The 24,098-nt window shown below is 66.9% G+C and carries 26 protein-coding genes; 17 read left to right on the top strand and 9 right to left on the bottom strand.

Features of this window, described 5'->3' with window-relative positions:
* Positions 1-375 precede the first annotated feature (375 nt).
* Complete coding sequence (locus K8Z49_RS17445; protein WP_021591917.1) at positions 376-1,680, bottom strand: M20 metallopeptidase family protein; 1,305 nt, start codon at positions 1,678-1,680, stop codon at positions 376-378.
* Positions 1,681-1,846: 166 nt separating this feature from the next.
* On the opposite strand from K8Z49_RS17445, the gene K8Z49_RS17440 reads away from it, so the two are divergent.
* The 3 genes from K8Z49_RS17440 to K8Z49_RS17430 all read left to right on the top strand — a co-directional run bounded on the left by K8Z49_RS17440 (position 1,847) and on the right by K8Z49_RS17430 (position 3,636).
* Entirely contained in the window at positions 1,847-2,413 is a 567-nt protein-coding gene (locus K8Z49_RS17440; protein ID WP_412519751.1) for a helix-turn-helix domain-containing protein, read from the top strand.
* A gap of 323 nt (positions 2,414-2,736) precedes the next feature.
* Positions 2,737-2,892, top strand: a complete 156-nt coding sequence (locus tag K8Z49_RS17435) for a hypothetical protein (protein ID WP_412519749.1) — start codon at positions 2,737-2,739, stop codon at positions 2,890-2,892.
* Positions 2,893-3,429: 537 nt separating this feature from the next.
* Positions 3,430-3,636: a hypothetical protein gene (locus tag K8Z49_RS17430; RefSeq protein ID WP_412519747.1), complete on the top strand. Its 207-nt coding sequence runs from the start codon at positions 3,430-3,432 to the stop codon at positions 3,634-3,636.
* 191 nt (positions 3,637-3,827) lie between these two features.
* Here K8Z49_RS17430 and K8Z49_RS17425 read toward each other — a convergent pair whose 3' ends face one another.
* The 5 genes from K8Z49_RS17425 to K8Z49_RS17405 all read right to left on the bottom strand — a co-directional run bounded on the left by K8Z49_RS17425 (position 3,828) and on the right by K8Z49_RS17405 (position 8,309).
* Entirely contained in the window at positions 3,828-4,598 is a 771-nt protein-coding gene (locus K8Z49_RS17425) for an IclR family transcriptional regulator (RefSeq protein WP_412519745.1), read from the bottom strand.
* Positions 4,599-4,700: 102 nt separating this feature from the next.
* Positions 4,701-5,378, bottom strand: a complete 678-nt coding sequence (locus tag K8Z49_RS17420; protein WP_218163805.1) for an ABC transporter permease — start codon at positions 5,376-5,378, stop codon at positions 4,701-4,703.
* Positions 5,379-5,494: 116 nt separating this feature from the next.
* Entirely contained in the window at positions 5,495-6,319 is an 825-nt protein-coding gene (locus K8Z49_RS17415; protein ID WP_083598144.1) for an ABC transporter permease, read from the bottom strand.
* Complete coding sequence (locus K8Z49_RS17410; RefSeq protein ID WP_218163806.1) at positions 6,316-7,170, bottom strand: ABC transporter ATP-binding protein; 855 nt, start codon at positions 7,168-7,170, stop codon at positions 6,316-6,318. The genes K8Z49_RS17415 and K8Z49_RS17410 overlap by 4 nt, the downstream gene beginning before the upstream one ends.
* Complete coding sequence (locus K8Z49_RS17405) at positions 7,167-8,309, bottom strand: ABC transporter substrate-binding protein (RefSeq protein WP_081842163.1); 1,143 nt, start codon at positions 8,307-8,309, stop codon at positions 7,167-7,169. Before K8Z49_RS17405 ends, K8Z49_RS17410 begins: the two co-directional genes overlap by 4 nt.
* Positions 8,310-8,363: 54 nt before the next feature.
* Between K8Z49_RS17405 and K8Z49_RS17400 the strand changes: the two genes are divergently transcribed.
* The 5 genes from K8Z49_RS17400 to K8Z49_RS17380 are packed head-to-tail and all read left to right on the top strand — an operon-like array spanning position 8,364 to position 12,738.
* Entirely contained in the window at positions 8,364-9,092 is a 729-nt protein-coding gene (locus K8Z49_RS17400) for an L-threonylcarbamoyladenylate synthase (protein WP_021591908.1), read from the top strand.
* Positions 9,092-9,961, top strand: a complete 870-nt coding sequence (locus K8Z49_RS17395; RefSeq protein ID WP_021591907.1) for an isocitrate lyase/PEP mutase family protein — start codon at positions 9,092-9,094, stop codon at positions 9,959-9,961. Before K8Z49_RS17400 ends, K8Z49_RS17395 begins: the two co-directional genes overlap by 1 nt.
* Positions 9,962-9,965: 4 nt before the next feature.
* On the top strand, positions 9,966-11,219 hold the full coding sequence (locus K8Z49_RS17390; RefSeq protein ID WP_412519741.1) for a 3-isopropylmalate dehydratase large subunit: 1,254 nt from the start codon (positions 9,966-9,968) through the stop codon (positions 11,217-11,219).
* Positions 11,216-11,758 carry a hypothetical protein gene (locus K8Z49_RS17385; protein ID WP_412519739.1) on the top strand — a complete coding sequence of 181 codons (543 nt, stop codon included), beginning with the start codon at positions 11,216-11,218 and terminating at the stop codon, positions 11,756-11,758. Before K8Z49_RS17390 ends, K8Z49_RS17385 begins: the two co-directional genes overlap by 4 nt.
* Positions 11,755-12,738 carry a hypothetical protein gene (locus K8Z49_RS17380; RefSeq protein ID WP_412519737.1) on the top strand — a complete coding sequence of 328 codons (984 nt, stop codon included), beginning with the start codon at positions 11,755-11,757 and terminating at the stop codon, positions 12,736-12,738. The genes K8Z49_RS17385 and K8Z49_RS17380 overlap by 4 nt, the downstream gene beginning before the upstream one ends.
* A gap of 554 nt (positions 12,739-13,292) precedes the next feature.
* Here K8Z49_RS17380 and K8Z49_RS17375 read toward each other — a convergent pair.
* A complete protein-coding gene (locus K8Z49_RS17375) occupies positions 13,293-15,239 on the bottom strand; it encodes an ATP-binding protein (protein WP_412519735.1) in 1,947 nt (648 codons plus the stop codon).
* A 147-nt stretch (positions 15,240-15,386) separates the two neighbouring features.
* Between K8Z49_RS17375 and K8Z49_RS17370 the strand changes: the two genes are divergently transcribed.
* Positions 15,387-16,400 (top strand): DNA cytosine methyltransferase, encoded by a 1,014-nt coding sequence (locus K8Z49_RS17370; protein ID WP_412519733.1) that lies wholly within the window; start codon positions 15,387-15,389, stop codon positions 16,398-16,400.
* Positions 16,401-16,479: 79 nt separating this feature from the next.
* On the opposite strand, the gene K8Z49_RS17365 is transcribed toward K8Z49_RS17370, so the two are convergent.
* Both K8Z49_RS17365 and K8Z49_RS17360 read right to left on the bottom strand, forming a co-directional pair.
* Complete coding sequence (locus K8Z49_RS17365) at positions 16,480-17,640, bottom strand: type III PLP-dependent enzyme (RefSeq protein ID WP_412519731.1); 1,161 nt, start codon at positions 17,638-17,640, stop codon at positions 16,480-16,482.
* Positions 17,641-17,662: 22 nt separating this feature from the next.
* Entirely contained in the window at positions 17,663-18,430 is a 768-nt protein-coding gene (locus K8Z49_RS17360; RefSeq protein ID WP_412519729.1) for a GntR family transcriptional regulator, read from the bottom strand.
* 167 nt (positions 18,431-18,597) lie between these two features.
* Between K8Z49_RS17360 and K8Z49_RS17355 the strand changes: the two genes are divergently transcribed.
* From K8Z49_RS17355 to K8Z49_RS17320, 8 genes are all read left to right on the top strand, one after another.
* A complete protein-coding gene (locus K8Z49_RS17355) occupies positions 18,598-18,744 on the top strand; it encodes a hypothetical protein (protein ID WP_157419387.1) in 147 nt (48 codons plus the stop codon).
* A 6-nt stretch (positions 18,745-18,750) separates the two neighbouring features.
* Entirely contained in the window at positions 18,751-19,173 is a 423-nt protein-coding gene (locus K8Z49_RS17350) for a WhiB family transcriptional regulator (protein ID WP_412519727.1), read from the top strand.
* The gene (locus K8Z49_RS17345) at positions 19,173-19,436 is read left to right on the top strand and encodes a hypothetical protein (RefSeq protein WP_412519725.1); all 264 of its coding nucleotides are present in this window, start codon (positions 19,173-19,175) and stop codon (positions 19,434-19,436) included. Before K8Z49_RS17350 ends, K8Z49_RS17345 begins: the two co-directional genes overlap by 1 nt.
* A complete protein-coding gene (locus K8Z49_RS17340) occupies positions 19,433-19,846 on the top strand; it encodes an RRQRL motif-containing zinc-binding protein (RefSeq protein WP_412519723.1) in 414 nt (137 codons plus the stop codon). Before K8Z49_RS17345 ends, K8Z49_RS17340 begins: the two co-directional genes overlap by 4 nt.
* Positions 19,843-20,109, top strand: a complete 267-nt coding sequence (locus tag K8Z49_RS17335; protein WP_412519721.1) for a hypothetical protein — start codon at positions 19,843-19,845, stop codon at positions 20,107-20,109. Before K8Z49_RS17340 ends, K8Z49_RS17335 begins: the two co-directional genes overlap by 4 nt.
* 222 nt (positions 20,110-20,331) lie before the next feature.
* The gene (locus tag K8Z49_RS17330; protein WP_412519719.1) at positions 20,332-21,393 is read left to right on the top strand and encodes a DUF2637 domain-containing protein; all 1,062 of its coding nucleotides are present in this window, start codon (positions 20,332-20,334) and stop codon (positions 21,391-21,393) included.
* Positions 21,390-23,633, top strand: coding sequence for a cell division protein FtsK (locus K8Z49_RS17325; RefSeq protein ID WP_412519717.1), 2,244 nt, complete (start codon positions 21,390-21,392; stop codon positions 23,631-23,633). Before K8Z49_RS17330 ends, K8Z49_RS17325 begins: the two co-directional genes overlap by 4 nt.
* A gap of 142 nt (positions 23,634-23,775) precedes the next feature.
* Positions 23,776-24,045, top strand: coding sequence for a hypothetical protein (locus K8Z49_RS17320; protein WP_412519715.1), 270 nt, complete (start codon positions 23,776-23,778; stop codon positions 24,043-24,045).
* Positions 24,046-24,098: the final 53 nt, after the last annotated feature.

Below are 24,098 nucleotides of genomic sequence, written 5' to 3'. Positions count from 1 at the left end.
TGTCCTGGAGGTATGGGGGAGCCTTGAGGACGAGGAAGGTCATGCGGGTGCGGGTGGGGGCGTCCACCCCGCGTCTGCCGGTGCGCAAGCTTGTTCAAGCAGCCGGGCACCTGACCAATGGCGCCCGCGTCGAACGCGACCACACAACCGGTCGAGCAACGCACCGGCAGTCACGTTCTGGACGCCGACAAACGCACCTGCACGCGCCGCTGCTCGCCTTGCGCCACCTGGCCGACACGGCTTCGTCCCCTCACCCAACCCTGGCGCATCCTGCACATCACCGCCGGCACCAGCCGAATCGGCGAGATCCCCAGAGCCGGCCCCGTCCTCACCCATCTCGAACACGGCCACGCCCGCTGAATCGCTGAGATCAACTCATTGGGTCGACGTGCGTTGGGCGAGCCAGCCTGCCATCGCGCGGACGCCGATGCCAATGGCTCGTTCATCAGGGTCGAAGGTGCCCAGGTGCGGATAGCAGGTGGTGATGTCGGCGCCGGGCGTGCGGACGCCGAGGAAGGTGTAGGTGCCGGGAATGCGGTCCAGGAACAGCGCGTAGTCCTCGCCGTTGAAGGGGACCGCAGCCTGCAGCACGGTGACCGAGTCGGGGCCGAGGACGCGGCGCAGGTGGTGCTTGAGGGCATGGCCTTCCTTCTGCGGGCAGACCATGGCGGGAAATGGCTCGGCGGAGAAGCTCAGCCGAGAGCCGGCGTAGGGCTGGGTGAGGCGTCGGATGGTGTCACGTACCTCGACGTATCGCTCCTCGGGCCAGCACTTGTAGGACGCCTCCACCTTGATCCTTCCTTCGGCGTCGGCCTCGCCCGCTTGGGCCCGGATGGCGATGAACCGGGCCAATGGTCCCGCCGGTGTTTGGATGTCTCGGACGAGTCGCTCGAAGTCCGCGGGGGTCTGCGGGATGGCCACGGTGCCGAGTGCGTTGATCCCGGTCGTGAGCTGCCGTGCCTGCTCGGCCGCGTCGGGGCCGGTCAGGGTGATGGCGGCATGGTCGTGGCCCGGCAGCCCGGTACCGGGGGTGACGGCGAATTGGCCGACCGGGAACGGGCCGCAGTGCAGGGCGTGGATCTCCTGCGGCCTGGTCCGTTCCAGCACGCCGTCGGCGAGCATCGCGCGGGCACCCGTCAGGTTCTCCTCGGCGGGCTGGAAGAGGAAGACCAGCTTGCCGCCGAGTCCGTGCCTCAACCGTGCCAGGACCTGCGCGACGCCGACGCCCACCGTGGTGTGCAGATCATGCCCGCACAGGTGCGCCGCTTCGGCGCCGCCGCCGATCTGATCGGCTGGAGGCACCGCGTCCATGTCCGCGCGATAGGCGACCGTGGGTCCGGCATGGGCGCCTTGGAGGACACCGACGACCCCGTGCCCGCCCACGCCGACGGTCACGCGCAGTCCTGCGGCACGGAGCCGGCCCGCCACCGTTGCGGCGGTGCGGCTTTCGGCACCGGCGAGCTCGGGGTGGTGATGGATGCGCCGGCGCAGGGCGATGAGAGCGCGGTCGAGCCGCGCCGCCACGGCGTCGATCGACTTCTGGTCTACCGGCCGGCCGGCCGGGGCGTGGCGGGGGACAGCGTCGGCGTGGACGGGGGCGGCGACGGCTCCTGCGCCGATCACCGCGGCGCTGCCGAGAAGGGTGCGGCGGGTGAAGTGGTGTTCGTCCGACTGCGGCATTGTTCCCTCCGTTGATGTGGGGAGATACGGCGGTAACCCGAGGTGACCGTGATGCATGCGTCCCGGCGACCCCGGGGGGTGTGGTGAGGCAACGCGGAACACTCCAGTCCGTATTGCAGAACTCTTTGCAAAGAACTATGCAACGAGCTTTGGTAGAGTGCAAGCGATGTCGGACAGTCCGGAACCCCGCCAGCTCTCTGATGCCGCGGCGCTGCGCGCGCTGCGCCACCCGCTGCGGAAGCGGATCATGCGGGTGCTCGATCGGGACGGGCCCGCGACGGCCACTTCACTGGCCCGGGCGCTGGGCGAGAACACCGGTGCGACCAGCTACCACCTGCGGCAGTTGGCCGCGCACGGGTTCATCGAGGAGGCTTCCGAGCACGGCAGCGGCCGGGAGCGCTGGTGGCGGGTTCCTCGGCATGACTTGCGCTTCCCGCCGCGCAGCCGGATGAGCCCGGAGATGCGCCGAGAGTTGGCGAAGTTCGAGCAGTTCGAGGCGGTCGAAGACGCCGAGGCGCTGGCCCGGTTCCAGGCACGGCGCGACCTGATGGGCAGGTGGGGCGACGCCGAACTGTTCGCGCGAGGGGAACTGGCCCTCACCCTTCCGCAGGTCACCGAGTTCTGGAACGACTACATGGCGCTCTTCACCCGCTACGTTCAGGCGAGCGATCCCCCTGACCCGGACGCGCGCACGATACTGGTCCGCTTCATGGCATTCCCCGAAGTCGACTGATGTGCCGCGGCCGGGAGCGCGCCGGTGGTTCCGGTCCGGGCGTGGTGCATGGCGACCTGCGGCGGCCACGAGGGCGGTAACTGCGTTGAGGCGCCGATAATCTCCATCTCGCCGGACAGCGAGTGTTCCTTTACGTGCGGCGAGGTAAAAGCGTACCGCGCATTGCGCGGTATTCCGCTGTGTACCACATCGGGGGCCTGCGGGGCCTCCCCGGACCTTGGCTGATCTACGCCCTCCGGGCCATAAAGTGCTACCCAAATCGTCATGGGCTCTGACCGGGAATGGGGCGGCTGTCATCGGGTACGGCTCGCGCAGGGGGAAGGATGCTGTTCATCTTCGATGCCATGATCCGCGCGCTGGGCTACTACTTCGGGACCGGCCACAAGGTCATGCTCTCTATCGGCTTTATAGTGCTGGTCGCGCTCGTACTATGGCGGATCGTGTTGATCCGGCGGCGCGCCCAAAGACGTCGCCGGTAACGCTCCCGCACAGGTGCCGGCTGCGAGGAGCCCTCAGTCCACGACAAACAGGAGTTACTGCTTGATGCTCCGGCGACGGCCACGCACGCAGGCGGGGTACTGCCCGACCCCGACCACACCGACCACACCACCCCCGGCGGCGGAGACGCGCCCATCCCCTCGTCTTTTCGAGGCACGAGCCGACGGGGCCGGTGGCTGATCGATATCCGATCTCCGGGGGTTGTCCTGTGGCCGCGGACCGGGCGCCGGATCCTGGGTGTCTCGGGCCTGTCGTCTGGCCGTCCGGAACTCTCTCCTTCGAGGCCGATGCGCGATGCCGAGGCGGCTCGCGCGGTGTGCCGTGACTCTGCGTGACACTGTGAGCCTTGACACAGCTCATCCTTGCTGGTGACTATGCGCTTATTCACTTTCGGCTCATCCCTCGGAAGAGTTGAGAAGCATGTTCCGCACCACATCGCTCCGCGCCGGTCTCCCCGCCGGTGTGCTCGGGCTGACGGCCGCGGAGCCCCGCTGGGTCTGCTGGCCGGTGCGCTGTCGGTGGCCCTGCTCGCGCAGGTCGTCGCGGTCACGGCCATGCCCGACTACTTCACCCAGTTGCTCTACGCTGCCCTGCTCGGAGCGATCGTGGCCATCGAGAGCCCCGAACTGCATCAGGCGATGGACCGGCTCCGAGCACACCGCGCGGACGCGACGCCGCACCGGCGGGCGGAACCAGTCAGCGCTGTCGAGGGAGGCCGACGATGACGGAAACGGCCATGTCCATGGTCGAGGACGGTCCGACCTGCGCGTGGAGGCGCGCGTCCTCGAGCAACCGTCCGGGCTCGGCCGGCTTCCCGACGGACGGTCGCCGGTCGTCTCCATGGTCGACCGCAAGATTCTTGCCGCCTGGACGCGGAGGGCGGGCTGTGCGGGCCGACCATGATCCCGCAGGTGGTTCAGGCCGAGTTGCCGACGCTCCGCTTCGGGCCGTCACCCGATCGGCTCGACAGGGATGCGGCGGTCTCCGCGACGAGCGGCCCGAACTCTCGAGCCGACTGGGCGTTCAAGCGGAAGGACGGGCCGCCGATGCCGAGGGCACCCACGACGGCGCCGGTTGAGTCGAAGACGGGGGCCGCGAGCGAGTTCAGGCCCTTTTCCCGCTCCTGTTCGGTCAGGATCCAGCCCTGCTCGCGGGTGAGCGCCAGCTGCGCCTCCAGCTCGGGTGGGACCTCGATCCCGGCGCCCTCATTCATTTCGACGAGAACTGCGCTGAGGAGATGTCGGTCGTAGGCCAGGAACACCTTTCCGGCGGCGCCGGCGCGCATCGGCATCAGTTGCCCGACATAGCCCCGGAAGATGATCGATTGGTGAGAAAGCTTGACCACGACCGCCACACGCGTGGTACCGCGCGGGATGTACATACCCGCTGTCTCGCCCGTCTGGTCGCGGAGATGTGCCGCTGCCCGGTCTGCCGCTTCCAGGAGGTCCGAGGCGGCTGTCGCGGCCGCCGTCCAGGTGAGCACCCGCAACCCGACTTTGTAGGTATCTCCGGTCTTGTGGAGCAGTTCCAGTGCCACCAGCGTGTTGATCAGTCGAGCGACGGTGGTCACCGGCAAACCGGTCAGGCGGTGGAGATCGCCGACGGATAGGTGTGTGCGCTCTGGTGTGAAGCAGTCGAGGAGCTTGACCGCCTTCTCGAGCACGAGGACGGAGGGACCCGCCGCCATGCCTTTCTCCCTTCCTCGCCAGGCGAGTTTCCGTGAGGTCGTTTTCTGTGATGTCGCCTTCATCTGGCCACTGCCCCCGGATCAGGAGCCCGGCGCTTCAGTTTAGGCATTGTGTCCGTAGCGCTCGGCGGTCCAGCGCTCGGCCCAGGTGAGGAGTGCGGTAGGCGCGAGGGCGAGCACCGCGATAAGGATCACCTCTCCCGCGATGTTCTCCATGCGCCCGATGGAGACGTTGCGCAAGAGTTCCTGGCCGAGGCCCGATGAACCAGCGAACATCTCGGCGAGGACCAACCCGAGGAAGGTGAATCCGAAGGACAGCCGCAACCCGCCGGCGATCGCGGGCAGGGCGGAGGGCCACACGATCTTTCGCATCACCTGGATCTCCCCCACACGTAGCGACGCGGCCAGCTTCAGGTGGGTTCGGGACACACCGCGGGTCGCCTCGGCCGCGATGATGAACATGGGCACGACGCCACAGGCGAAGGCGAACGAGCCGCGACTCAGGTCACCCAGCCCGAGCACGAGCAGGAAGACGGGGAACAATGTCACCTTCGGCACGGAGTTCAGCACATAGACCAGGGGAAGGAGCGCACGCGACCAGAAGGCGCGTACGCCCAGCAGGGTACCGGCGATGGCGCCGGCGGCCGCGGCCGCCATGTAGGCGATGGCGAGGACACGCACGGTGTCGAGGACACTCGCCCGGAACCGGGGATTGCCGAGTTCGGCCTGCAATCCCTTGACGGCCGCTCCGGGTGCGGGGACGACGGTGCTCTTCAGCACTGTTGCCGTCCCCCACCAGCACGCCACGACGAGGAGCGCGAACAGGATCGGTGGCCAGAGCCGCCCGAGGCCGTTGGCGACCGCCCTCCGCCGGGGCGAGACGGGGGTTTGCGCGGTCATCGTTGCCTCCAGTCGATGGCGGAACCGAGGCGGTCGACGAGCAGGACGAGAGCGAGGGCGAGGATGGAGACGAGGAAGATGCCGCCGTAGGTATCGCGCGAGTCGAAACTCTCGTAGGCCCGCGAGATGAAGTGTCCCACTCCCCGTGTCGCGAGGATGAACTCGGTCGCGAGGACGGAGATGATCGCGTAGGAGAGCGCGAGTTTGAGGCCCGAGATGATGTCCGGGAGCGCGGCGGGCCCCAGGATCAGGCGGAAGTGCTGCCATCGGGTCAGCCGCAGCGAGTGGGATACCTTCGCGACCGAGGCGGGGACCGAGGAGAAGCCGTCGCGTGCCCGGGCGATCACCACGACTACGCTGAACGATGTCGAGATCAGGATGATGGGCGTCAGCCCGGTGCCGAGGATCACGACCAGGAGCGGATACATGGCGAAGGTCGGGACCGCGTAGAAGACCGAGACATAGGGCTGCAATGCGCGGTCGCACCAGCCGAAGCCGTGCATGCCGAACGCGATGGCGACCCCGAGGATTCCGGCGGCGACGAAGCTGATGCCGACCGCGAGCGCCGTCCACGCGAGGTCATCGCGCAGGAAGGTCGACTCCCTGATGAGCTCGGATGCACGGACCGCCATGTCGGTGACGGGCACGAGTTCGAACGGCGTCGCCAGGACGTAACGCGCATACACCTCCACTCCACCCAGGAAGACGACAAGGGCGGCGATGCGCCACACCGGAGGGGGGAGGCCGAGCGATCGGCCCTGGTCCAGCCGGAGGTAGCCGGGGAGCGTCGAACGCGAGCCCGAGGATGCCAGGCGGGTCACGATGTTGCCTGCATGCTGGTCGAGGCTTCGTGGCGAAGTGTGCTCCAGATGCGTTCGGTCGCCTCGACTGCCATCGGCATGGTCAGTGTGTCCTCGGCGCGGGGTCGAGGCAGGTCGATGCCGATCTCGTCGAGGAACGTTCCGGGGCGGGCACCCATCACCAGCACTCGGTCCGAGAGGAGGACCGCCTCCTGGATGCTGTGGGTGATGAACAGGACGGCCGCGTCCAGCCGTTCGACCACGGCGAGGAGCTCGAAGGCCATGAGGAGGCGGGTCTGTTCGTCGAGCGCACCGAACGGCTCGTCGGCCAGAATGAGGTCCGGCTCCATGATCAGAGCGCGCGCGATGGCGACGCGCTGCCTCATCCCGCCCGAGAGCTGGCCGGGGTGGTGGGCGGCGAACCCGGACAGCCCCACTTTCTCCAGCAGGGCGGCGGCCTGAGCGCGGCGTTCGGCTCGGGCCACCCGGCGGACCTCGAGCGGGAAGGCGACGTTGTCGAGGACCGTGCGCCACGGGAGGGTCGCCGAATCCTGAAAGATGACCGCGGTGTGGCGGCGCGGTCCCTTCAGGGGCTCGTCCGCGACCCTTACCGCGCCCGACGACGGGACCTGGAGTCCGGCGACGAGCTCGAGCAAGGTCGACTTCCCACACCCACTGGGACCGACGATCGACACGAACTCTCCCTGCCGGATGTCCAGGTCGACCGGTCCGAGCGCGTCGACAGTTCCGAACCTGCGCGTCACCTGTCGAGCCTGCACGTGACTCGTGCGGATCGGTGGCTCTGGAACGGACGTTGCGGTCGATTCGTGTGGTGCCACGATGATCAGCCCTCCTGGGTCAGGCTCGTTCACGAGCAGTCGGTGGGTAGCTCCGCGGTGGCGCCTCTGGGAAGGAAGCTGCCGTCGAACAGGCCGCAGTAGTCGACCCCGCCCTTGAGGCCGCTCAGCTCGGCGGACTTGGTGCCCGACTTGAGGGACTCGGGGTTGAAGCCGATATTCCAGGCCACCGCTCCCGTCGCGCCCTTGACGACCTCAAGGGCGGCGTCATACGACACGTCAACGTGGGCGGCGTAGAGTTTCGCCGTTTCCTCGGGATTCCCGGTCGCCCACTTGATCGCCTCCTGATAGCCGGCCAGAACGGCCTTGACGACATCGGGGTGGTCCTTGGCGAATCGCGGGCTCGTCGTGATCACGCTGGCCTGGAACTTGTCGACGTAGTCCTGGGTCCTGACGACGAGCTTGAAGTCGTCCTTGTGGCGGCTGGCCAGCGTGGGAGGAAGCCAAGCGACGTCCACCTTGCCGGCTTCCAGGAGGGCGACGCCTTCGCCGACACCGCCTGCGGCGACGCGCTCGGCCTTGGTCGGCAGGCCGGCCTCCTCCAGGATCATGAAGGACAGCGCGTAGATCGAGGAGCCGGGATTGGTGTATGCCCAGGACCGGATGTCGGCGAGCTTGTTGACCTCATCGTTGTCCTTGCGCGCGTAGTACTCCCCGCCGTGGGTGTTCTGTACGCCACCGCCGACGGCCACGATCGGCACGCCTTCCTTGGCGGCGTGGAGGACGGAGTTGTAGCCGACCTCGCCGATCGGAAGGTCACCGGACAGCTGCGTCCGCAGGGTCGCGCTACCGCCGCTGCCGGCCACGATCTTGCCGACCTTGACGCCGTGTTCCTCGAAGAATCCTCGCTTCTGACCGACGAGCCAGGGGATCGAGTAGAACTCGTTGGCCGCCAGGACCGCGACATCCAGTTGGTAGGGGTTGTCCGGGTCGGCTCCTCTCTGCGACGACGAGCACGCGGCGCTGAGGCTCAGGGCGGCCGCCAGCCCGACGAGGCTCAGGCGTGACGTCAAGCGGTTCATGCGAACCCCCTCTCCAGGATGTGGTGTCATCAACCACATCGTGGCGTGACCGTACTCACGTCGTCGAAGCATTGTCAACGCACAACGCATCGTTCGTCCGCAGGTCGTGAGGGCTAGCATCCAGATCTGCACTGCACTATGGTTTCGTAAACCACGATGTGGTTGATCGGTCGAAGGGAGCGCCGCATGGGCAGGTACGACATCAAGGGTGACGCGCAGAGGATCTACGAGACGGTGGCCGGCGGAGGGGCGGTCATCATGCCCGGGGACGTCGGCTACGCGGCGACCGCGATCTCCTCGGACGCGTTGCTGCGCCTGTTCCAGGCCAAGCGACGCGCCCCGCACAAGCGGCACGCCATGGGCGGCAACTACGAGCTCCATCGTGAGGTCCACCGGCTCGGCAAGCGGGAACAGGACATGATCGACGCGGTGGTCGTGGACGCGGGGCTCCCGCTGGCGATCGCAGCCCACTACGACCCGTCTCACCCGGTGGTCGCCTCGATCGAGCCGGAGACGCTCGCAGCCAGCACCGTCGGCAGCACGCTGGCGATGCTGATCAACGGTGGCGCACTGCACGACGAGGTCGTGCGCATCGCGCACCGTGACGGTGTCGCCCTGCTGGGCTCGTCGGCCAACCTGACCGGGACCGGGACCAGGTTCCGCGTCGAGGACATCCAGCAGGAGATCATCGACGCGGTCGACCTGGTCGTCGACCACGGACTCCGCAAGTACCACCACTACGGCCGGTCCTCGACGATCATCGACTTCAGCACGATGGAGGTCGTGCGGGTCGGGACCTGCTACGAGCTGATCAGCGACATCTTCGAGCGGCAGTTCGGGATCACCCTCCCGGCCGACCCCGGTCGGGACGTGCTTCCGTCGGGCCACCTGCGCGAGCAGGCATCCGCCGGCTGATGGGGACCGCCAAGCGCCTGCGAGAACTGCTCGCGGAGCCGCACCTCCTGGTGGCACCCGGGGTGTACGACGGAATCACCGCGTCCCTGGTACGGTCCGCCGGTTTCGACGCCGCCTATATGTCGGGCGCGGCCGTGTCCGCCTCGGCGGTCGGCCTGCCGGACATCGGACTCGCGACGATGTCGGAGATGGCGGCGCAGGCCGCGGTCATCAGGCGCCAGCTCGACGTACCACTGATCGCGGATGCCGACACGGGCTTCGGTGACCTGAAGAACACCTACCGGACGGTCCGGGAGTACGTCCGCGCCGGGGTTGCCGCCATCCAGCTCGAGGACCAGGCATTCCCGAAGAAGTGCGGGCACCTGGATGACAAGCGTGTCATCGATCCCCCCGAGTTCATGGAGAAGATCGCCGCGGCGGTCGAGGCGCGCGGTGACGGTGATCTCCTGGTCGTCGCCCGGACCGACGCCCGCGCGACCCATGGCTTCGCGGCCGCCGTCCAACGGGCACAGGCCTACGTCGAATCCGGCGCAGACGTGATCTTCATCGAGGCCCCGCGGTCGCTCGACGAGATCCGGGCCATCCCCCGCGAGATCGACGTCCCGGTGCTCTTCAACCTCGTGGGACGCGGCAAGTCGCCGGCCGTGACGTTCCGCGACCTCGAGTCCTTCGGCTATGCCCTCGCCATCGTTCCCGGCGCGTGCCTGAGCCCGGTCGTCTCGTCACTGACGACGGCACTGCGGTCGCTGCGTCGCGGCGACCCCGAGCCGGCAAGCCGGGTCTCGCCTCGCGAACTCTTCGACAACTTGGGCCTGCCCTTCTGGGAGGCACTCCACGAGAACCACGATCGGGGGACGAGAAGTGCCTAGCACGATGATCGAGAAGATCCTGGCAGAGGCGGCCGGAGTGGAGGCGGCCACGCCAGGCGACATCCTCACCTGTGACGTCGACATGACCGTGATCATCGATGTCCAGTTCGCCATGACCAGGCTGCTGGACGTGGTCGCGGTCCACGACCCCGACAAGATCGCGATCGTGATGGACCACGCGGTGCCCGCGCCGACGGTCCGCGACGCCACGCATGGCACCCGGGCGCGCGCGTTCGCCCGGGAACACGGCATCGAGCGCTTCTACGACATCGGCCGGCACGGGATCGTGCACCAGGTGATCGCCGAGCGAGGGCTGGCCACGCCGGGTTCGGTCGTCGCCTGCACCGACTCCCACACGTGCGCGGCGGGCGCGTTCAACGCCGCCGCCCGCGGACTCGGACCGGCCGAGGTGATGCAGATCGTCTGCACCGGGAAGACCTGGCACCAGGTACCGCCGACCATCCGGTACGAGCTGGTGGGGACCAAACCGGCCCACATCAACGGCAAGGACGTCTTCCTCGCCATCGCGGCACGCTACGGCGACGCCACGGACCACGCCATCGAGTTCGGCGGCCCCGGCCTGGCGTCGATCCCCATGAGCGACCGCCGGACCATCGCGACGCAGGGGGCCGAGGTGGGCGCCGACTTCACACTCTTTCCCGCGGACGAGATCTGCGTCGACCACCTGCGCTCGGTGAGGCCCGGCCTGGCGGTGAGCCCCGTTGACGCCGACGCCGACGCCCGGTACGCCGCCGTCCGCACGATCGACCTCGACGAGATCGAGTCGATGGTCGCCCGTCCGGGAACGGTCATCAACAACGGCGTGCCGGTGGCCGAGCTGGAATCCACGACGATCCACCAGGCCTTCATCGGTTCGTGTGCCAACGGTCAACTGGCAGACCTCGAAGAAGCGGCACGAGTGATCGCCGGCCACCGGGTCGCGCCAGGCGTCCGGTTGATCGTGACCCCTGCTTCACAACAGGTGTACCTCGACGCGGTCGAACGTGGATACGTGACGACCCTGACGAAAGCGGGCGCGGTTGTCACGAACTCGACCTGCGGCGCATGTTTCGGCTATGCCATGGGGGTCCTGGCGCCCGGTGAAGTCTGCGTGACGGCCAGCACCCGGAACTTCCAGGGAAGGATGGGCAGCACGAAGGCGTCGGTCTTCATGGCATCGCCGGCCACGGTCGCCGCCTCCGCGGTCGCCGGGTGCATCGTTTCCCCCGAACAGCTGATGGAGGCGTCCCGCGCATGAGCACATCGAGCGACCTCGTCGTCGCTGGACGCGCATGGCTCTTCGGAGATGACGTCAACACCGACGACATGTATCCGGGCTTCGCCATGAAGCTGTCCGCGGCAGAGGCCAGCCGATTCATGTTCGATGCGACCAGACCGGGTTGGCCGGAACTCGTCCAACCCGGGGACATCGTGGTCGCCGGGCGCAACTTCGGACTCGGCTCCAGCCGGCCCGTCGCCGAGTTGTTCACCGAACTCGGTGTCGCGGCGCTGATCGCAGAGCAGTACAACTCACTGTTCCTGCGCAACTGCCTCAACTTCGGGCTACCCGCCATCACCATCGCGGATGCTCGAGCCTTCGTGGTCGAGGGCGACGTCGTGACCCTCGATGTCGATCGCGGCATCGCCAAGAACGAATCCACCGGAGCCCGACGCACGTTCGCCAGGTTCCCGGACTTCATCGTGGACATGCTCCGCAGTGGTGGGCTGATCAGTCAACTCGAAGTGGCCGGGCACCTCCGCCCACCGAGTGTGAACACGAAGGCGGCCGGGCAGTGACGGACACCGGCGCCACAGAGCCACTCGCCGTCGCCGAGCTGGGCAGCTTCCACATCGGGGGTCGCGAGGCCGCCCTGTCCGGGCTCGCCACGCGGATATTGCAGGTGACGCCGGCGGCGCCGCCCCTAGAGATCAACCCGAACGGTGAGTTCGAGGTCGAGCAGATGTATGTCCAGTACGCGCGTCTCGCCGCGCCCAGATCCCGCTACCCGCTGTTGATGTGGCACGGCGGCGGCCTGACCGGCGTCACCTGGGAGACAACGCCCGACGGCCGGCCCGGGTGGATGAACCTCTTCCTCCGCTACGGCCACGACGTCTTCGTGTCCGACGCCGTCGAGCGCGGACGCGCATCGTGGGCCAGATTCCCCGAAGTGTTCGCCACCGAACCCTTCTTCAGGCCGAAGCAGACGGCCTGGGAGGACTTCCGCATCGGACCGTCCTGGCACAGCGATCCAGAGAACCGAATCGCCTATCCGGACACCCAGTTCCCGGTCGCCGCCTTCGACCAGTTCGCCAAGCAGATGGTCCCGCGCTGGGGGACGAACGACCTGTGCACGCAGGCCGCATACGACGAACTGGTGGAACGCGTTGGTCCCTGCGTGCTCCTCGCGCACAGCCAGGGAGCGATCTTCGCTTTGCGGGCCGCTGCCGCCGCGCCTGCGATGGTGAAGGCGGTCGTCGCGCTGGAGCCCGGAGGGGCACCCGATCCGGGACGCGAGGACATCTCCGCAATGCGCGACACCCCCGTCCTCTGCGTCTGGGGCGATCACATCGACGACAGCGAGGTGTGGTCGGACCTGCGTCGTTCGTGTCAGCGCTACTGGCAGGCGCAGTCTGACCAAGGCGGCATCGCCGAAACGATCGACCTGCCGAGAGAGGGCATCACAGGCAACTCGCACATGATCATGATGGATCGCAACTCCGACCTCGTCGGCGCCAGAATCCAACAGTGGCTGAAGTCGCGTGGCCTCATGAAGTAGTCGGCCGCAGTAACTGCGTCAGATCTCCATCACCAGTTCCCGGACCTGCTCGTGAGCCGGGTGAATGATCGTCCAACTTGCAGAAAAAGGGATGAGCCGTGGCCTGTGGGCTTGTCTAGGAGCGCAGCGCCACCGAACGTCCCGCGTCGAAGCACGACACTCCGAGGCCGCAGTGGACGCTTCTCTCGCTGCAGCGAAGCCTTGCCCAGGCAGCCGCCCGCGAACATCGCGAGGCGTTTCGTGCCCTGGTAGGCGGACGCGGCGATGGCCGGTCCAATTTGGCCGGATGCACTCTCGAGCGAGAATGTCTTGGTCGGGCGGGGTGCGCCGTCAGGGACTTGAACCCCGAACCCGCGGATTAAGAGGTCGGAACGATCATCCCGGGTGATCCACTAGCGTCCAGAAACCCCATCAAACCAGGGCACCCCGGACGCCGCTGGACACCCCCGGACGCCACCGGACTGCAACGGCAACCGCAACCGAGGGCAGCCCGATCGGGCAATGTCTCTGTCTCTTGGCTACCCAACCTGCCACTACAACGACGGCCCGGCAGGCTATCCTCCTGCAATCCGCTCCTGGGAGACATTGAGCCATGCGACATGCATTCGCTCGGTCTCTTCTATGACTCTGTCCCAGGTTCGGAACGCTAAACGGATGTCGGTTGAGCTTTCGAGGCTGCGCCTCAGACCGTTCGCTTGAGCCGTATAGCCTTGTGTGATCATGAGGCCGCGCACAGTGGGATGTTCTGTGCTCTTCTGGTAATACTCCCTGACTGCCAACACATAAAGGTGAAACTTGTTGATCTCTTGAGGGGTTACTCTCCGCTCCCGGCCCTTTGAGTCCGTGCCTCGTTTGATCTCGACGACGATGATCTCGTCCAATCGGGCCGGCGCGTGAGGAGCGAGGGCGAACATAAAGTCCAGTCGAAGACCTTCTTCGTCCTGTTCCGGTTCGTAGGAGACACCGAGGGTGGAGACATCGACTTCATCTGCGATGATGTTCCATCTCGGATCTAATAGCCATGGATCGGCGATTACGATCTTATGTATCTCCGGTACCTCGCGCGCCCCCTGCTTGATAGCGTCCTTTAGTTTACGGATGGTTGCTAGACGTGCCTTAATGATGCTAAGAAGTCGACGTGCATCAATAAGCCCGAAATCATGAACGATCTGCCACACGCGTTCCTGAAAGGCATCGTCCTCTTGTTCTATCTCCTCCATCATTTCCCGGACGGCTTTCTCGGACTGTGCATCGACAACCGACTTCATGGTGTCGGCTATGCCCTGCTCATCTATCTCAGGTATCCTGGATACCGTTTTTGCCACGTTGAGAAAGCGTCGTTGCTCGGTTTTGGTGTAAGGTTCTAACATTCGTTTAACGTCATCGTTTACGGTGATTTTTTCGTAAGTTTTTTCGCGCCTTAGCCTGTTCCGCTCTTTGAGGGCCCAGCGGAGACGTTTGCGCCCCCATTCGAGAAAGAATTGAATTCTTTCGTCTTCGAGTTGAAGTTGGTCCCGATTGGATTGAATGAGGTCATCTTCAATGTCTGCCCCGGTGTCGAGCCAGTCGGCATGTGCTTCGCCAACTAGGTACTCTTGGCCGAGTTGTCCCTCTGTTCCCTGTGAAGTCTCGAACTTGAACGGACGTTGCGCCATCTTGCCGTTCGCTATGATGGATATCCCCTGCTGAGAGTCGTCATCAAGCGGCTTCTCAGTAAAGCCGATCCACCACCGTACGAGGCGAGAGTTTCCTTCGCCATCGATGAGAGTCTCTTCTGCCCAATCGTCTGCGGCTTCTCTAACGTCGTCGTTAGGAACTCCGTCTCGTGGGAACCTGAACTGACATTCAATGTCAAAACGCTTCAGCCTATCTTCAGTATTGATGAAGATTTGCATCTCGTTCTCGTTCAAGGCGAAACGTCGGGACATTGAACGCATGAATAGGTCACGAGAAATGCTCTTTTTTAACTTGAGCCGCGACAATCGCACTCGCGTGCCTTGATCCAAGGGTTCGCCGGTTGGAGCAGTGAGGGGCTGAAGGTTGGGAATCTCTTCCACTGTGTAATCATCGGTGGGACGGAGACGGCGAATATTGTCATAGTCTAGGCGGAAATCAGTACGCTCCCCTGAGCGGATAGTTGTGCAGTCCAGTAGACCGGCCGTGCCGAAAGCCGCGAGTTTCCCGATACCTTTTCTTCCATGTACTAGACGCTTCTTGCTCTCCGATTTATTGCCAAACTGGAGCCGGCGCTTCCTGCCAACCACGAGATAGGTGTCCTGCGCCTGTTGCCGAGTCATTCCATGACCGTCATCCAAAACGATGATCTCGTCGTCCGGCTTCCACCTACCGAATGGGATCTGGATCCAGACTCGTGTGGCATCGGCATCCCATGCATTGGAAACCAACTCGGCAACGGTTGCAGTTACGCTTGGGTAGAGTTGGGCGCCAAGCTGCTCAACCAACGACCCTCCGAACTTCAACTGCAACCGATCGTCCGTCATGCTAGGACACTCCTCGAAGGGCGGTGTTCGCGACCTCGGAGCCTAGGATCCTAGGCTTAGGCTAAGCGTCTCTGGTTTCATGGGCGCAGAGCAAGACAAGAGCCGGTTCCGGCCAGTACGATCACACACGTGGGTACTGTGAGAGCTGTGGACCTGTTCGCGGGCGCAGGAGGCGCTACCGCTGGCCTGCGTCAAGCTGGCATCTCGGTTCTGGGCGCTGTTGAGAATGACCCGCAGGCAGTTGAGTCGTTCCGCGCTAACCATCCCGAGGTCCTACTAAAGAGTTGCGACATACGTCTAGTTGATCCAGAGGCTTTCAGGCGCGAGCTCGGGCTGCGTCGAGGAAGCTTGGATCTACTCAAGGCGTGCCCACCTTGTCAGGGCTTCTCCTCACTGGCTAGCGGTGAGATCGATGAGAGTCGCAACGACTTGGTACTGGATATAGCAAACTTCGTGCTGTCTTTCAAGCCCCGTGTCATTCTTCTTGAGAATGTGCCAGGCTTGGCGCGAGATAACAGACTGTCGCAACTCTTGGAACAATTGAGCGCGGAAGGCTATCGTTTTCGTCAATACAGGGTGGACGCCTCGACATTAGGTGTTCCTCAACGACGTAAGCGGCTCATCGTCCTTGGAGTGTCTCGGGCAGTTCGGCGCCAACTTCCCGAAGTCATTGCCGAGATGATTCCTGATAGCTTTGACTTGACAAAAACTACAGTCGGGGACGTTCTGCAAGAGTTGGAGTGGCACATTCTCCCTGACGACCCGCTAAATCGTTACCGGAATAGTAGTCCCGAGGTGGCGGCACGGATCGCGGCTGTTCCGATAAATGGGAACAGGTTCGATCTTCCCCGGGAACATCAATTAGCCTGCCATAAACGCCTGTCCGGTCGGCGAGCAACCGCCTCTTATGGTCGCATTCGTCTGGACGACCTTGCACCGACGATGACAACTCGGTGCACTACGCCTGCCTGTGGTACGTTCATCCATCCCACGAAGAATCGCGGACTTACGCTCCGTGAAGCCGCTGCCTTCCAGACCTTTCCGCCGACGTATAGGTTTATTGGGCATTACGGGTCAATTGAGCAGCAGATAGGAAACGCGGTTCCTGTTCGCATGGCGGCTGCCCTTGGAGAAGTTGTGCGAACACTCCTTGGCCGCTGATTTGCGACTATTTTGATGCTGGTTGTTTCTACGTGCAGATGCCCCGGAGCGCTGTACTCCGGGGCATCTACCGGGTCGACTATTGGTCTAGGTAGTGAAATTTTGGCTTCGGGTGCATGAGGAAGTCGTGGTGGGAGATGTTCCAGGCGTAGGCGCCGGACATGGAGAAGGCGACTAGGTCGCCGACGGCGATGCGGTCCGTGGGGACCTCGCGTGCGAAGACGTCCTTTGGTGTGCAGAGTTGGCCGACCAGGGTTACGGGTTCGCCAGCGACTGCCGGACCGTCGCCGTTGTGGGGCATGACGGTGAACGGGTGGTTGTGTTGCTTGGTGACCGGTGTCCGGATGTGCATGGTGCCGCCGCGTAGGACGGCGTACCACTGGCCGTGTGCCTTCTTCACGTCCAGTACCTCGGTGATGTACCACCCGGCGTAGACGCTGATGGAGCGGCCCGGCTCGGTGCGCAGCGTCTCGCCCGACTCGGCGAGCACGGCGACGTCGGCGCCGTACTGCTTCCAGTCGAATCGGGTGTCGGGCGTCGAGTAGTCGACGGCCATGCCGCCGCCGAGGTTGAACTCACGCGGCCCGGTGTGGCCGATTCTGTTGAGCCACGCGCGACCCCACGCGAGGATCTCGGCCGACTGGGCGACCATGGCGGACGCGTCCAGCCCGGACGCCAGGTGCGCATGGATGCCGCGTAGGCGCACGTGGGGCGAGGCGGTCAGGATGTCGGTGCAGGACTCGATCAGTTCGGGGTCCATGCCGAACGGGCCGCTCATGGCGAGCGCGACGCCGCTGCGGTCGCCGGCGAGGTTGAGGCGTAGCAGGATGTTGACCTCGCGCCCGGCAGCCTGCGCGATGTCGGCGAGGCGCGATAGCTCGTACGGGCTTTCGACGTGGATGCGCTCGACGTCGAGGGCGAGCGCCTGGCGGAGTTCGTCGTCGGTCTTGCCAGGGCCGCCGAACGCAAGGCGCGCGTCCGGTAGCGCCTCGCGGACGTGCGCCAGCTCGCCGCCGGACGCGACCTCGATGCCATCGACGTACGGGGCGAGTGCGCGCAGGATCGGCGCGTCCGGGTTGGCCTTTGCGGCATAGAAGATCTCCGGCGCACTGGGCGCCGAAAGTGCGGCCTTGACCTCGGCCGCGTGCTCGCGCAGCGCGGCCAGGTTGTAAACGAACGCGGGCAGCTCGCCCTTGCCAGCAAGGGTCTGGGCGTGGTCTTGGACTAGGCGCGTGATCATCGGTTGCGATCTTCTCCGGTTGTCAAGCGAGCGGGAACTCGTACTGGGCCGTCAGGTAGTGGGCGGGCGCCACTGTGACGGTCACCTCGACGGCCCGGCCCTCGGCGGTCGTGCCGACGTGCGTGATCTGGATGACAGTCCGCTCGGGACTGATCTCCAGCGCCCGCGCCTCGGTGTCGGTGGGCAGACGGCTAGGGGTGATCCGTTCGCGCGCCGAAACCTGCGGGTAGCCGAGTTCGGCGAGCGCGCTCTTAACACCGCCGACGATCACCGGACCGTCTTCCTCCATAACGGTGCCCTCGGCGATGTCGAGGGGGAACCAACTCTCGTTGAGCCGGACGGGGATGTCGCTCGCGAGGAGACGTCGGCGACGGACAAGGCAGTTCGCCTCACCGGTTGGCACGCCGAGCAGCTCGGCGACATCCGCCGGCGGTTCGGCGTGTTCGGTGGTGATCTCGTGCTTGGGCTCCAGGCCGAGGGCGCGAACCTCGGCGTCGAACGCCCCGCGGGCGCCCTGGTTCTCGCGCGTCGCCCGGTCGTAGCGGGCAGGTGAGTGGAGCATCGGCGGAAGCCAGGTGACCATGGTTCCCCGTCCCTGCCGAGGACGGACCATGCCCTCGGCCGCGAGTACCTGCATTGCCCTGTTCACCAAGCTACGGGACGCCCCGTACCGGTCGGCAAGCTCCGGCTCTGCTGGCAGCACGGACCCCGTGGGGTACTGGCCGTCGATGATTTCCTCACGGATTTTTGCGGCGATGTCGCGGAACCCGTGGCGCTCCGATGTGGGCATCTACCTGCTCCTCTCCACTGTCGACCCGCTGTCTTAGGTCCACCTAACCAGAGCGAGCGCGAAACGCCAAACGATTGGTGCCCCTTGACATCTGCTCCCGGGTGGCCACAATCGAGAGTATGGCAAACGCCAAACGTTTGGCGTATCACGATTTGAGGAGTGCCCGGATGTTCCCGCAGAAGTCCAGCAACATCCCGCAGTGGCTCGCCGGCATCGCTGTCGCGATCTTCGCGATCAACAACCCGGAGAAGGCCGCTGCGCTGGTCAACCAGGTGATCCACGCGATCACGACGTTCTCCGGCTCGCTGGGCTGACCGGCGATGACGACCTACCGCCCGAACCCGCCACCCCTCGACGCACAAGCCACCAAGCACGCCGTCGAGGGCCGCCCTACCCGACCGATCACGACCCGCGAGGAGGACCGCATGCCCGTCGCCCCTTCGTCGCTGTCGCTGGTGGACCTGGTGACCGAACTGGCGACGCGCGGCGACTGCCGGCACGACCCGGATCTGCATATGGGTCCCGATGCGTTCGAGTCCGAGCCGATCGCCGAGCGGCTGGCCCGTCAGGACGTGGCCCGCGAGGTGTGCGAGGACTGCCCGGTCTGGGACATGTGCTTTGACTACGCGCTGCGGATCCGCCCGACGTTCGGTGTCTGGGCGGGTCACCTGCCGCGTGAGCTGGCAGCGTTGCGTCGCGAGGTCCGGACCCTGCCCGCGCCCGACCTGGGCGAGGTGGCGTGATGACCGCCCTGCTTCTGTCGCTGGCCGTGCTCGCCGGTCTGTGCTGGTTGAGCCTGTCCCCGTTCCGTCTCGCCGGCGCCGGTGTGGTGCTGCTGATCACGCACCCCGTGCCGACGTTCGCTCTTGTCACCGTGGTGGCCGTTGCGTTGACGGTGGCCGCCGCTCGGGTGGCGTACCGGTCGCTGCGTGAGGACGGCTGGTATCTGGTCACTGTTCAGCGGCCCGCGCTCGCCGTGAGCCGTGCGGGAGGTGTGACGTCGTGACCCGCCGCCGTAGCCCTGCCCGGTTCTTCGACCCTGCCGGCGCCCGGTTCGGGATCCCCACCTGGCCGTGGCGGATGGCGCCGCCGCACCTGCGCACCCGCCGCCAGCTCGCCGCCGAGGGCCTGCGTCCCGGCGGTCAGGAGGTCGCCGGACAGGTGCTGTGGAACTCCCGCCGGTACAACGCGCCCGGTGGGGTGCGCGCCGCCTATCTCTACGATGTCCGCCTCGCGCTGCCCAAGCGCGTCCCGTCCGAGCGTCAGCGCCTCGCCCTGGGCAAGGCGCTTGCCGCCCGGCGACGGTGCCCGACGTGTCGGCGCGATGCCGGTTACGTCCTGCCCCGCCACCTCGGTACCTGCCTTGAGTGCGCCGAGGTCGCCGCCCTCGGCGAGCCGGAGGTGACCGCGGCATGACCACGCCCACCCCCGGCTACGCCGTCGCGCCGCGCCGGACCCTGCACGCCGGTCCGGTCAAGCGCTGCCCGACCTGCCGCACGCCGCTGGACGGCGGCCCGGTCCGGTTCCGCTGCCACCCGTGCGGCGCACCGGTCATGGCCGCCGACCTCGACCCCGAATACCACCCCGCCGACCACTCGACCGGCCGCTCGACCGGCGACCGTCCGGGCGGCGACTCCAACCCGGCCCGGACCGCCCCCGATGGGAGGCACAACCCATGACCGCCGCCCCGTTCCACGTCCCGGCGAACCTCGGCGCACAGGCCACCAACCCGCACGCCGCCGACCACGCCGCCATCTCGCTCCGACCGCTGACGCCTCCCAACGAGGTTTCGACCGACCCGCCCGCCTCGCCGACCACGCCCGACCACGCCCGACCACGCCGAGGGTGGCGCGTCGCAGGGGCGTGCGCTCACCAGTAACGAGTTCACCGCGGTTGCCGTGGTGGCCGCGCTGGTGACCGTGCTGGGGCTGCTGGGGTTCGTCAACAGCTTCGCCGCGGTCGCCGACGCTGCCCGCCCATCGTTCGGGTGGCTGGCGTGGTCGGTGCCGATCGGTATCGACCTGGGCATTGCGATCTTCGCCGCCCTCGACATCGTTCTTGCCCGGTTGGACATGCGGGTTCGGTGGCTGCGGTTCATCCCGTGGGCGCTGACCGCCGCGACGGTGTATCTGAACGTCGCCGAGCAGTCGACCGCGTTCGGGCGCCTCGCGCACGCGATGCTCCCGGCGCTGTGGGTGTGCGCGGTCGAGATCGCCGCGCATGTGATCCGGATCCGCGCCGGCATCGCCGCCGGAACCCGCATGGACGGGATCCGCGCCTCGCGCTGGATCCTCGCCCCATGGCCCACGCTCAAGCTGTGGCGCCGGATGGTGCTGTGGGAGGTCCGGTCCTATCCCGACGCCCTGAGCCGTGAACGCGCCCGCGTGCTCGCCCTCACCGACTTGCAGGACGCCTACGGCCGGTGGGCATGGCGGCGCCGCGCGCCCCGCCGCGTCCGCGCCTTGTACCGGCTCGGTGACCTCGCCCCCGCCCCGCTGGCCGGTGGTCCGGCCGCCGAGGTGACCGCCGCCCCGTCCGCGGGACCGGTGGTGGACCGTCCGGGCGTCGCCGAGGTGGACCGTCCGGCGCTGGAGTCCGGACCGTCCGCGCCATCGTCCGGTGGACCGTCCGGCACCCGGTCCGGAACCCGCAACCGGACGAGCGCACCCAAGGGGGGAGGCGGTCCCGGCGGACGGTCCGCACGCCCGTCCCGCACACGCAAAGCAGCCAAGACCCCGCCGCCTGACGTGGACGACCTTATGCCCCTTGGCTGGCGCATCGCCGCCGGCCTTGCCGAGTCCGGCGAACCCCTGACGCGCAACAGCCTCGCCGCGCGGCTGCGCGCCGCCGGACAGACCGCCGGTAACGCCCGTGTCGGCGCCCTGCTCGCCCGCCTCAAGACCGAAGCACCCGCCGACACCGCGACCAACGCCGCCCCGGCCGCCGAGGGAGAGAACGCATGATGAACCACGCAAAGGCCATGGGCGAAGTCGTCCGCCTGCCCGTCCAGCACGCCGACCACACCGCCGACCCGGTGCCTGACCTCGACGCCCCTGCCGCCGCACCCGACGACGCTGGCGCCGGTAACCCGCCGAGCGACCCGCCCGCCGTCGTCCCGTCCGGGGACGGCGCCGAGGATGACGGCGAGGCGCTTGAGGGCCGCGTGCTGGTGGACCGTCCGGACACGTTCCGGCCGGACGTGCGTGCCCGCCGGATGTCGGGTGAGCGTGCGCAGCGTCGTCCGATCATCGCGCCGTGGCTGCGCGACCGCAGCGAGGCCAGGGCCACGGTGCGGTGGGCGGTCGGGTACGCCGGTCACGTCACCGGCTACCACGCCGCCCGCGTCCCGCTGTACTCGCTGCGGCTGGCCGGACGCTCGCCGCGTGGCCTGTACCGGGTGGTGGCCGGTACGTGGCGATGGACGTTCGATCTGGAGTCGCGTCCGCTGCGCACGCACGCCATCGACCGCCGCAACGACGAGTCGTATTTGAAGCTGATGGGCGAGCGCAATGACCGCGTCCGGTCCCGCCTGTTCATCTCTGGCGCGGGTGTGGTCGGTGCCGGGCTGGCCGCCGCGTCGGTGGCCGCCGCCGGTGGCGTCACCCAAACCGCCGTCCTGGCCGCGCTGGTGTTCCTGCTGGGCTGGATCGGTACCCCGACCGACCGCCGCATCCTCGACACCGCCGTTGTGTCGACCAAGGCACCCAAGCTCACCTCGGAAATCGTGGTGCGGGCACTGGCCGCGCTGGGAAACGCCGAGATCAACAAGGCGGTCGGCAAGGGCGGATCCGGGATCACCTTCCCCGCGCCGATCACCCGTGACGGCCCCGGCTGGCGCGCCGAGGTTGACTTGCCGTACGGCGTGACGGCGACCGACATCATGGAGCGCCGTGACCGGCTGGCGTCCGGTCTTCGCCGCCCGCTGGGGTGCGTGTGGCCCGAACCCGCGCACGACCAGCACGCGGGGCGGTTGGTGCTGTGGGTTGGTGACCAGGACATGAACCAAGTCCGCCCGCCGGCGTGGCCGCTGGCCAAGACCGGCGCAACCGCGGACCTGTTCAAGCCGTTCCCGTTCGGCACCGACCAGCGCGGACGCCCGATCACCCTGACCCTGATGTCCGCCAACATGCTGATCGGCGCGATGCCCGGCGCTGGCAAGACGTTCGCGCTCAAGGTCCCGCTGCTGGCCGCCGCCCTCGACCCAACCGCGCAGCTTCGCGTGTTCGAGCTCAAGGGGACCGGTGACCTGGACTTCGCCGAGAAGGTCGCCCACCACTACGGGTCCGGTCCCGACGACGTCACCATCGGCGAGTGCCTCGCCAGCCTGCGCGAGGTGCACAAGGACTTGGAGACGCGCGCCAAGACTCTGGCACGGCTACCCAAGGACGTCCGCCCTGAGAACAAGGTCACCCCGCAACTGGCCGCGTCCAAGACCCACGGGCTCGGGCCGCTGGTGTTCGTGATCGACGAATGCCAAGAGCTGTTCTCCCACCCCGAATACGGCAAGGAGGCCGGCGAGCTGGCAACCGCGATCATCAAGCGCGGGCGCGCCCTCGGCGTCATCCTCCTGTTGGCGACACAGCGACCGGACAAGGCGTCGCTGCCGACCGGCATCTCGGCGAACGTCGGTATCCGGTTCTGCCTGCGTGTGATGGGCCAGACCGAGAACGACATGATCCTTGGCACCTCGATGTATCAGAACGGGATCCGCGCCACCACCTTCACCAAGCGGGACCGCGGTATCGGCTACCTCGGCGGCGAGACCGACACCCCGCAGATCGTTCGCGGCTACTACCTCGACGGCCCCACCGCCGACCGCATCGCCGACCGCGCCCGAGCCGCCCGCCGCGCGGCCGGAACCCTCACCGGCTACGCCATCGGCGAGGACACCACCCCCGGCGCCGAGGACGGTTCCTCGCTGCTGGACGACGTCGCCGCCGTGCTGCTGCCCGGCGAGGACAAGGTGTGGTCGGAGGTCATCGTGACCCGCCTCGCCGAGCTACGCCCCACCGTCTACGGCGCCTGGAACGACCTCGACCCCACCGGCAAGGCCAAGCACCTGACCGCCGCCCTCAAGCCCTACGGCATCACGACCGCGCAGCTTTGGGGACAGGACGAAACCGGCAAGGGCACCAACCGCCGCGGCATCACCGCAGCACACATCCTCGACGCCCTCAACGACCGCGGCAACACCTCCCCGTGACGCCCGACCGGCCCGCTAGGTCTAGCAGCCGCCACCGCTAGACCTAGCGGCCCCGCTAGCGACCCACACCCATCCCCACCTGTGATCAAGCACCTAGCGGCCCCTACCTGCACCCATGCCAAAACCGCCCCGGGAGGCACCTGTGAGCCCCCTACTCGCCACCGCTAGCCACACCGCCCACCCGTCCGGCGCCTGGATCCTGCTCGCCGCGCTCGCCGCCGGTGGCTACCTGCTCCACTGCGTGATCTGGCCGTATCGGGCCTGCCGTAAATGCGGCGGCGCCGGACGGTTCCGCTCCCCGTCCGGCCGCGCCTGGCGGTACTGCAACCGCTGCTCAGGCCGCGGCGCGCAACTCCGTGCCGGCCGCCGTATCTGGACCCACCTCAAGAACCTCGACCGCAACCGCCGTTGACCACTCGACCGGCCCCCGGCGGCGCCGCCGACCGCCCGACAGCAAGACGGGCG

The organism is Actinomadura madurae (assembly GCF_047130825.1).
GTDB classification, from domain to species: domain Bacteria; phylum Actinomycetota; class Actinomycetes; order Streptosporangiales; family Streptosporangiaceae; genus Spirillospora; species Spirillospora madurae.
The sequence above is the reverse complement of the archived record's forward strand: the minus strand, read 5'-3'. Positions and strand labels throughout refer to the sequence as shown.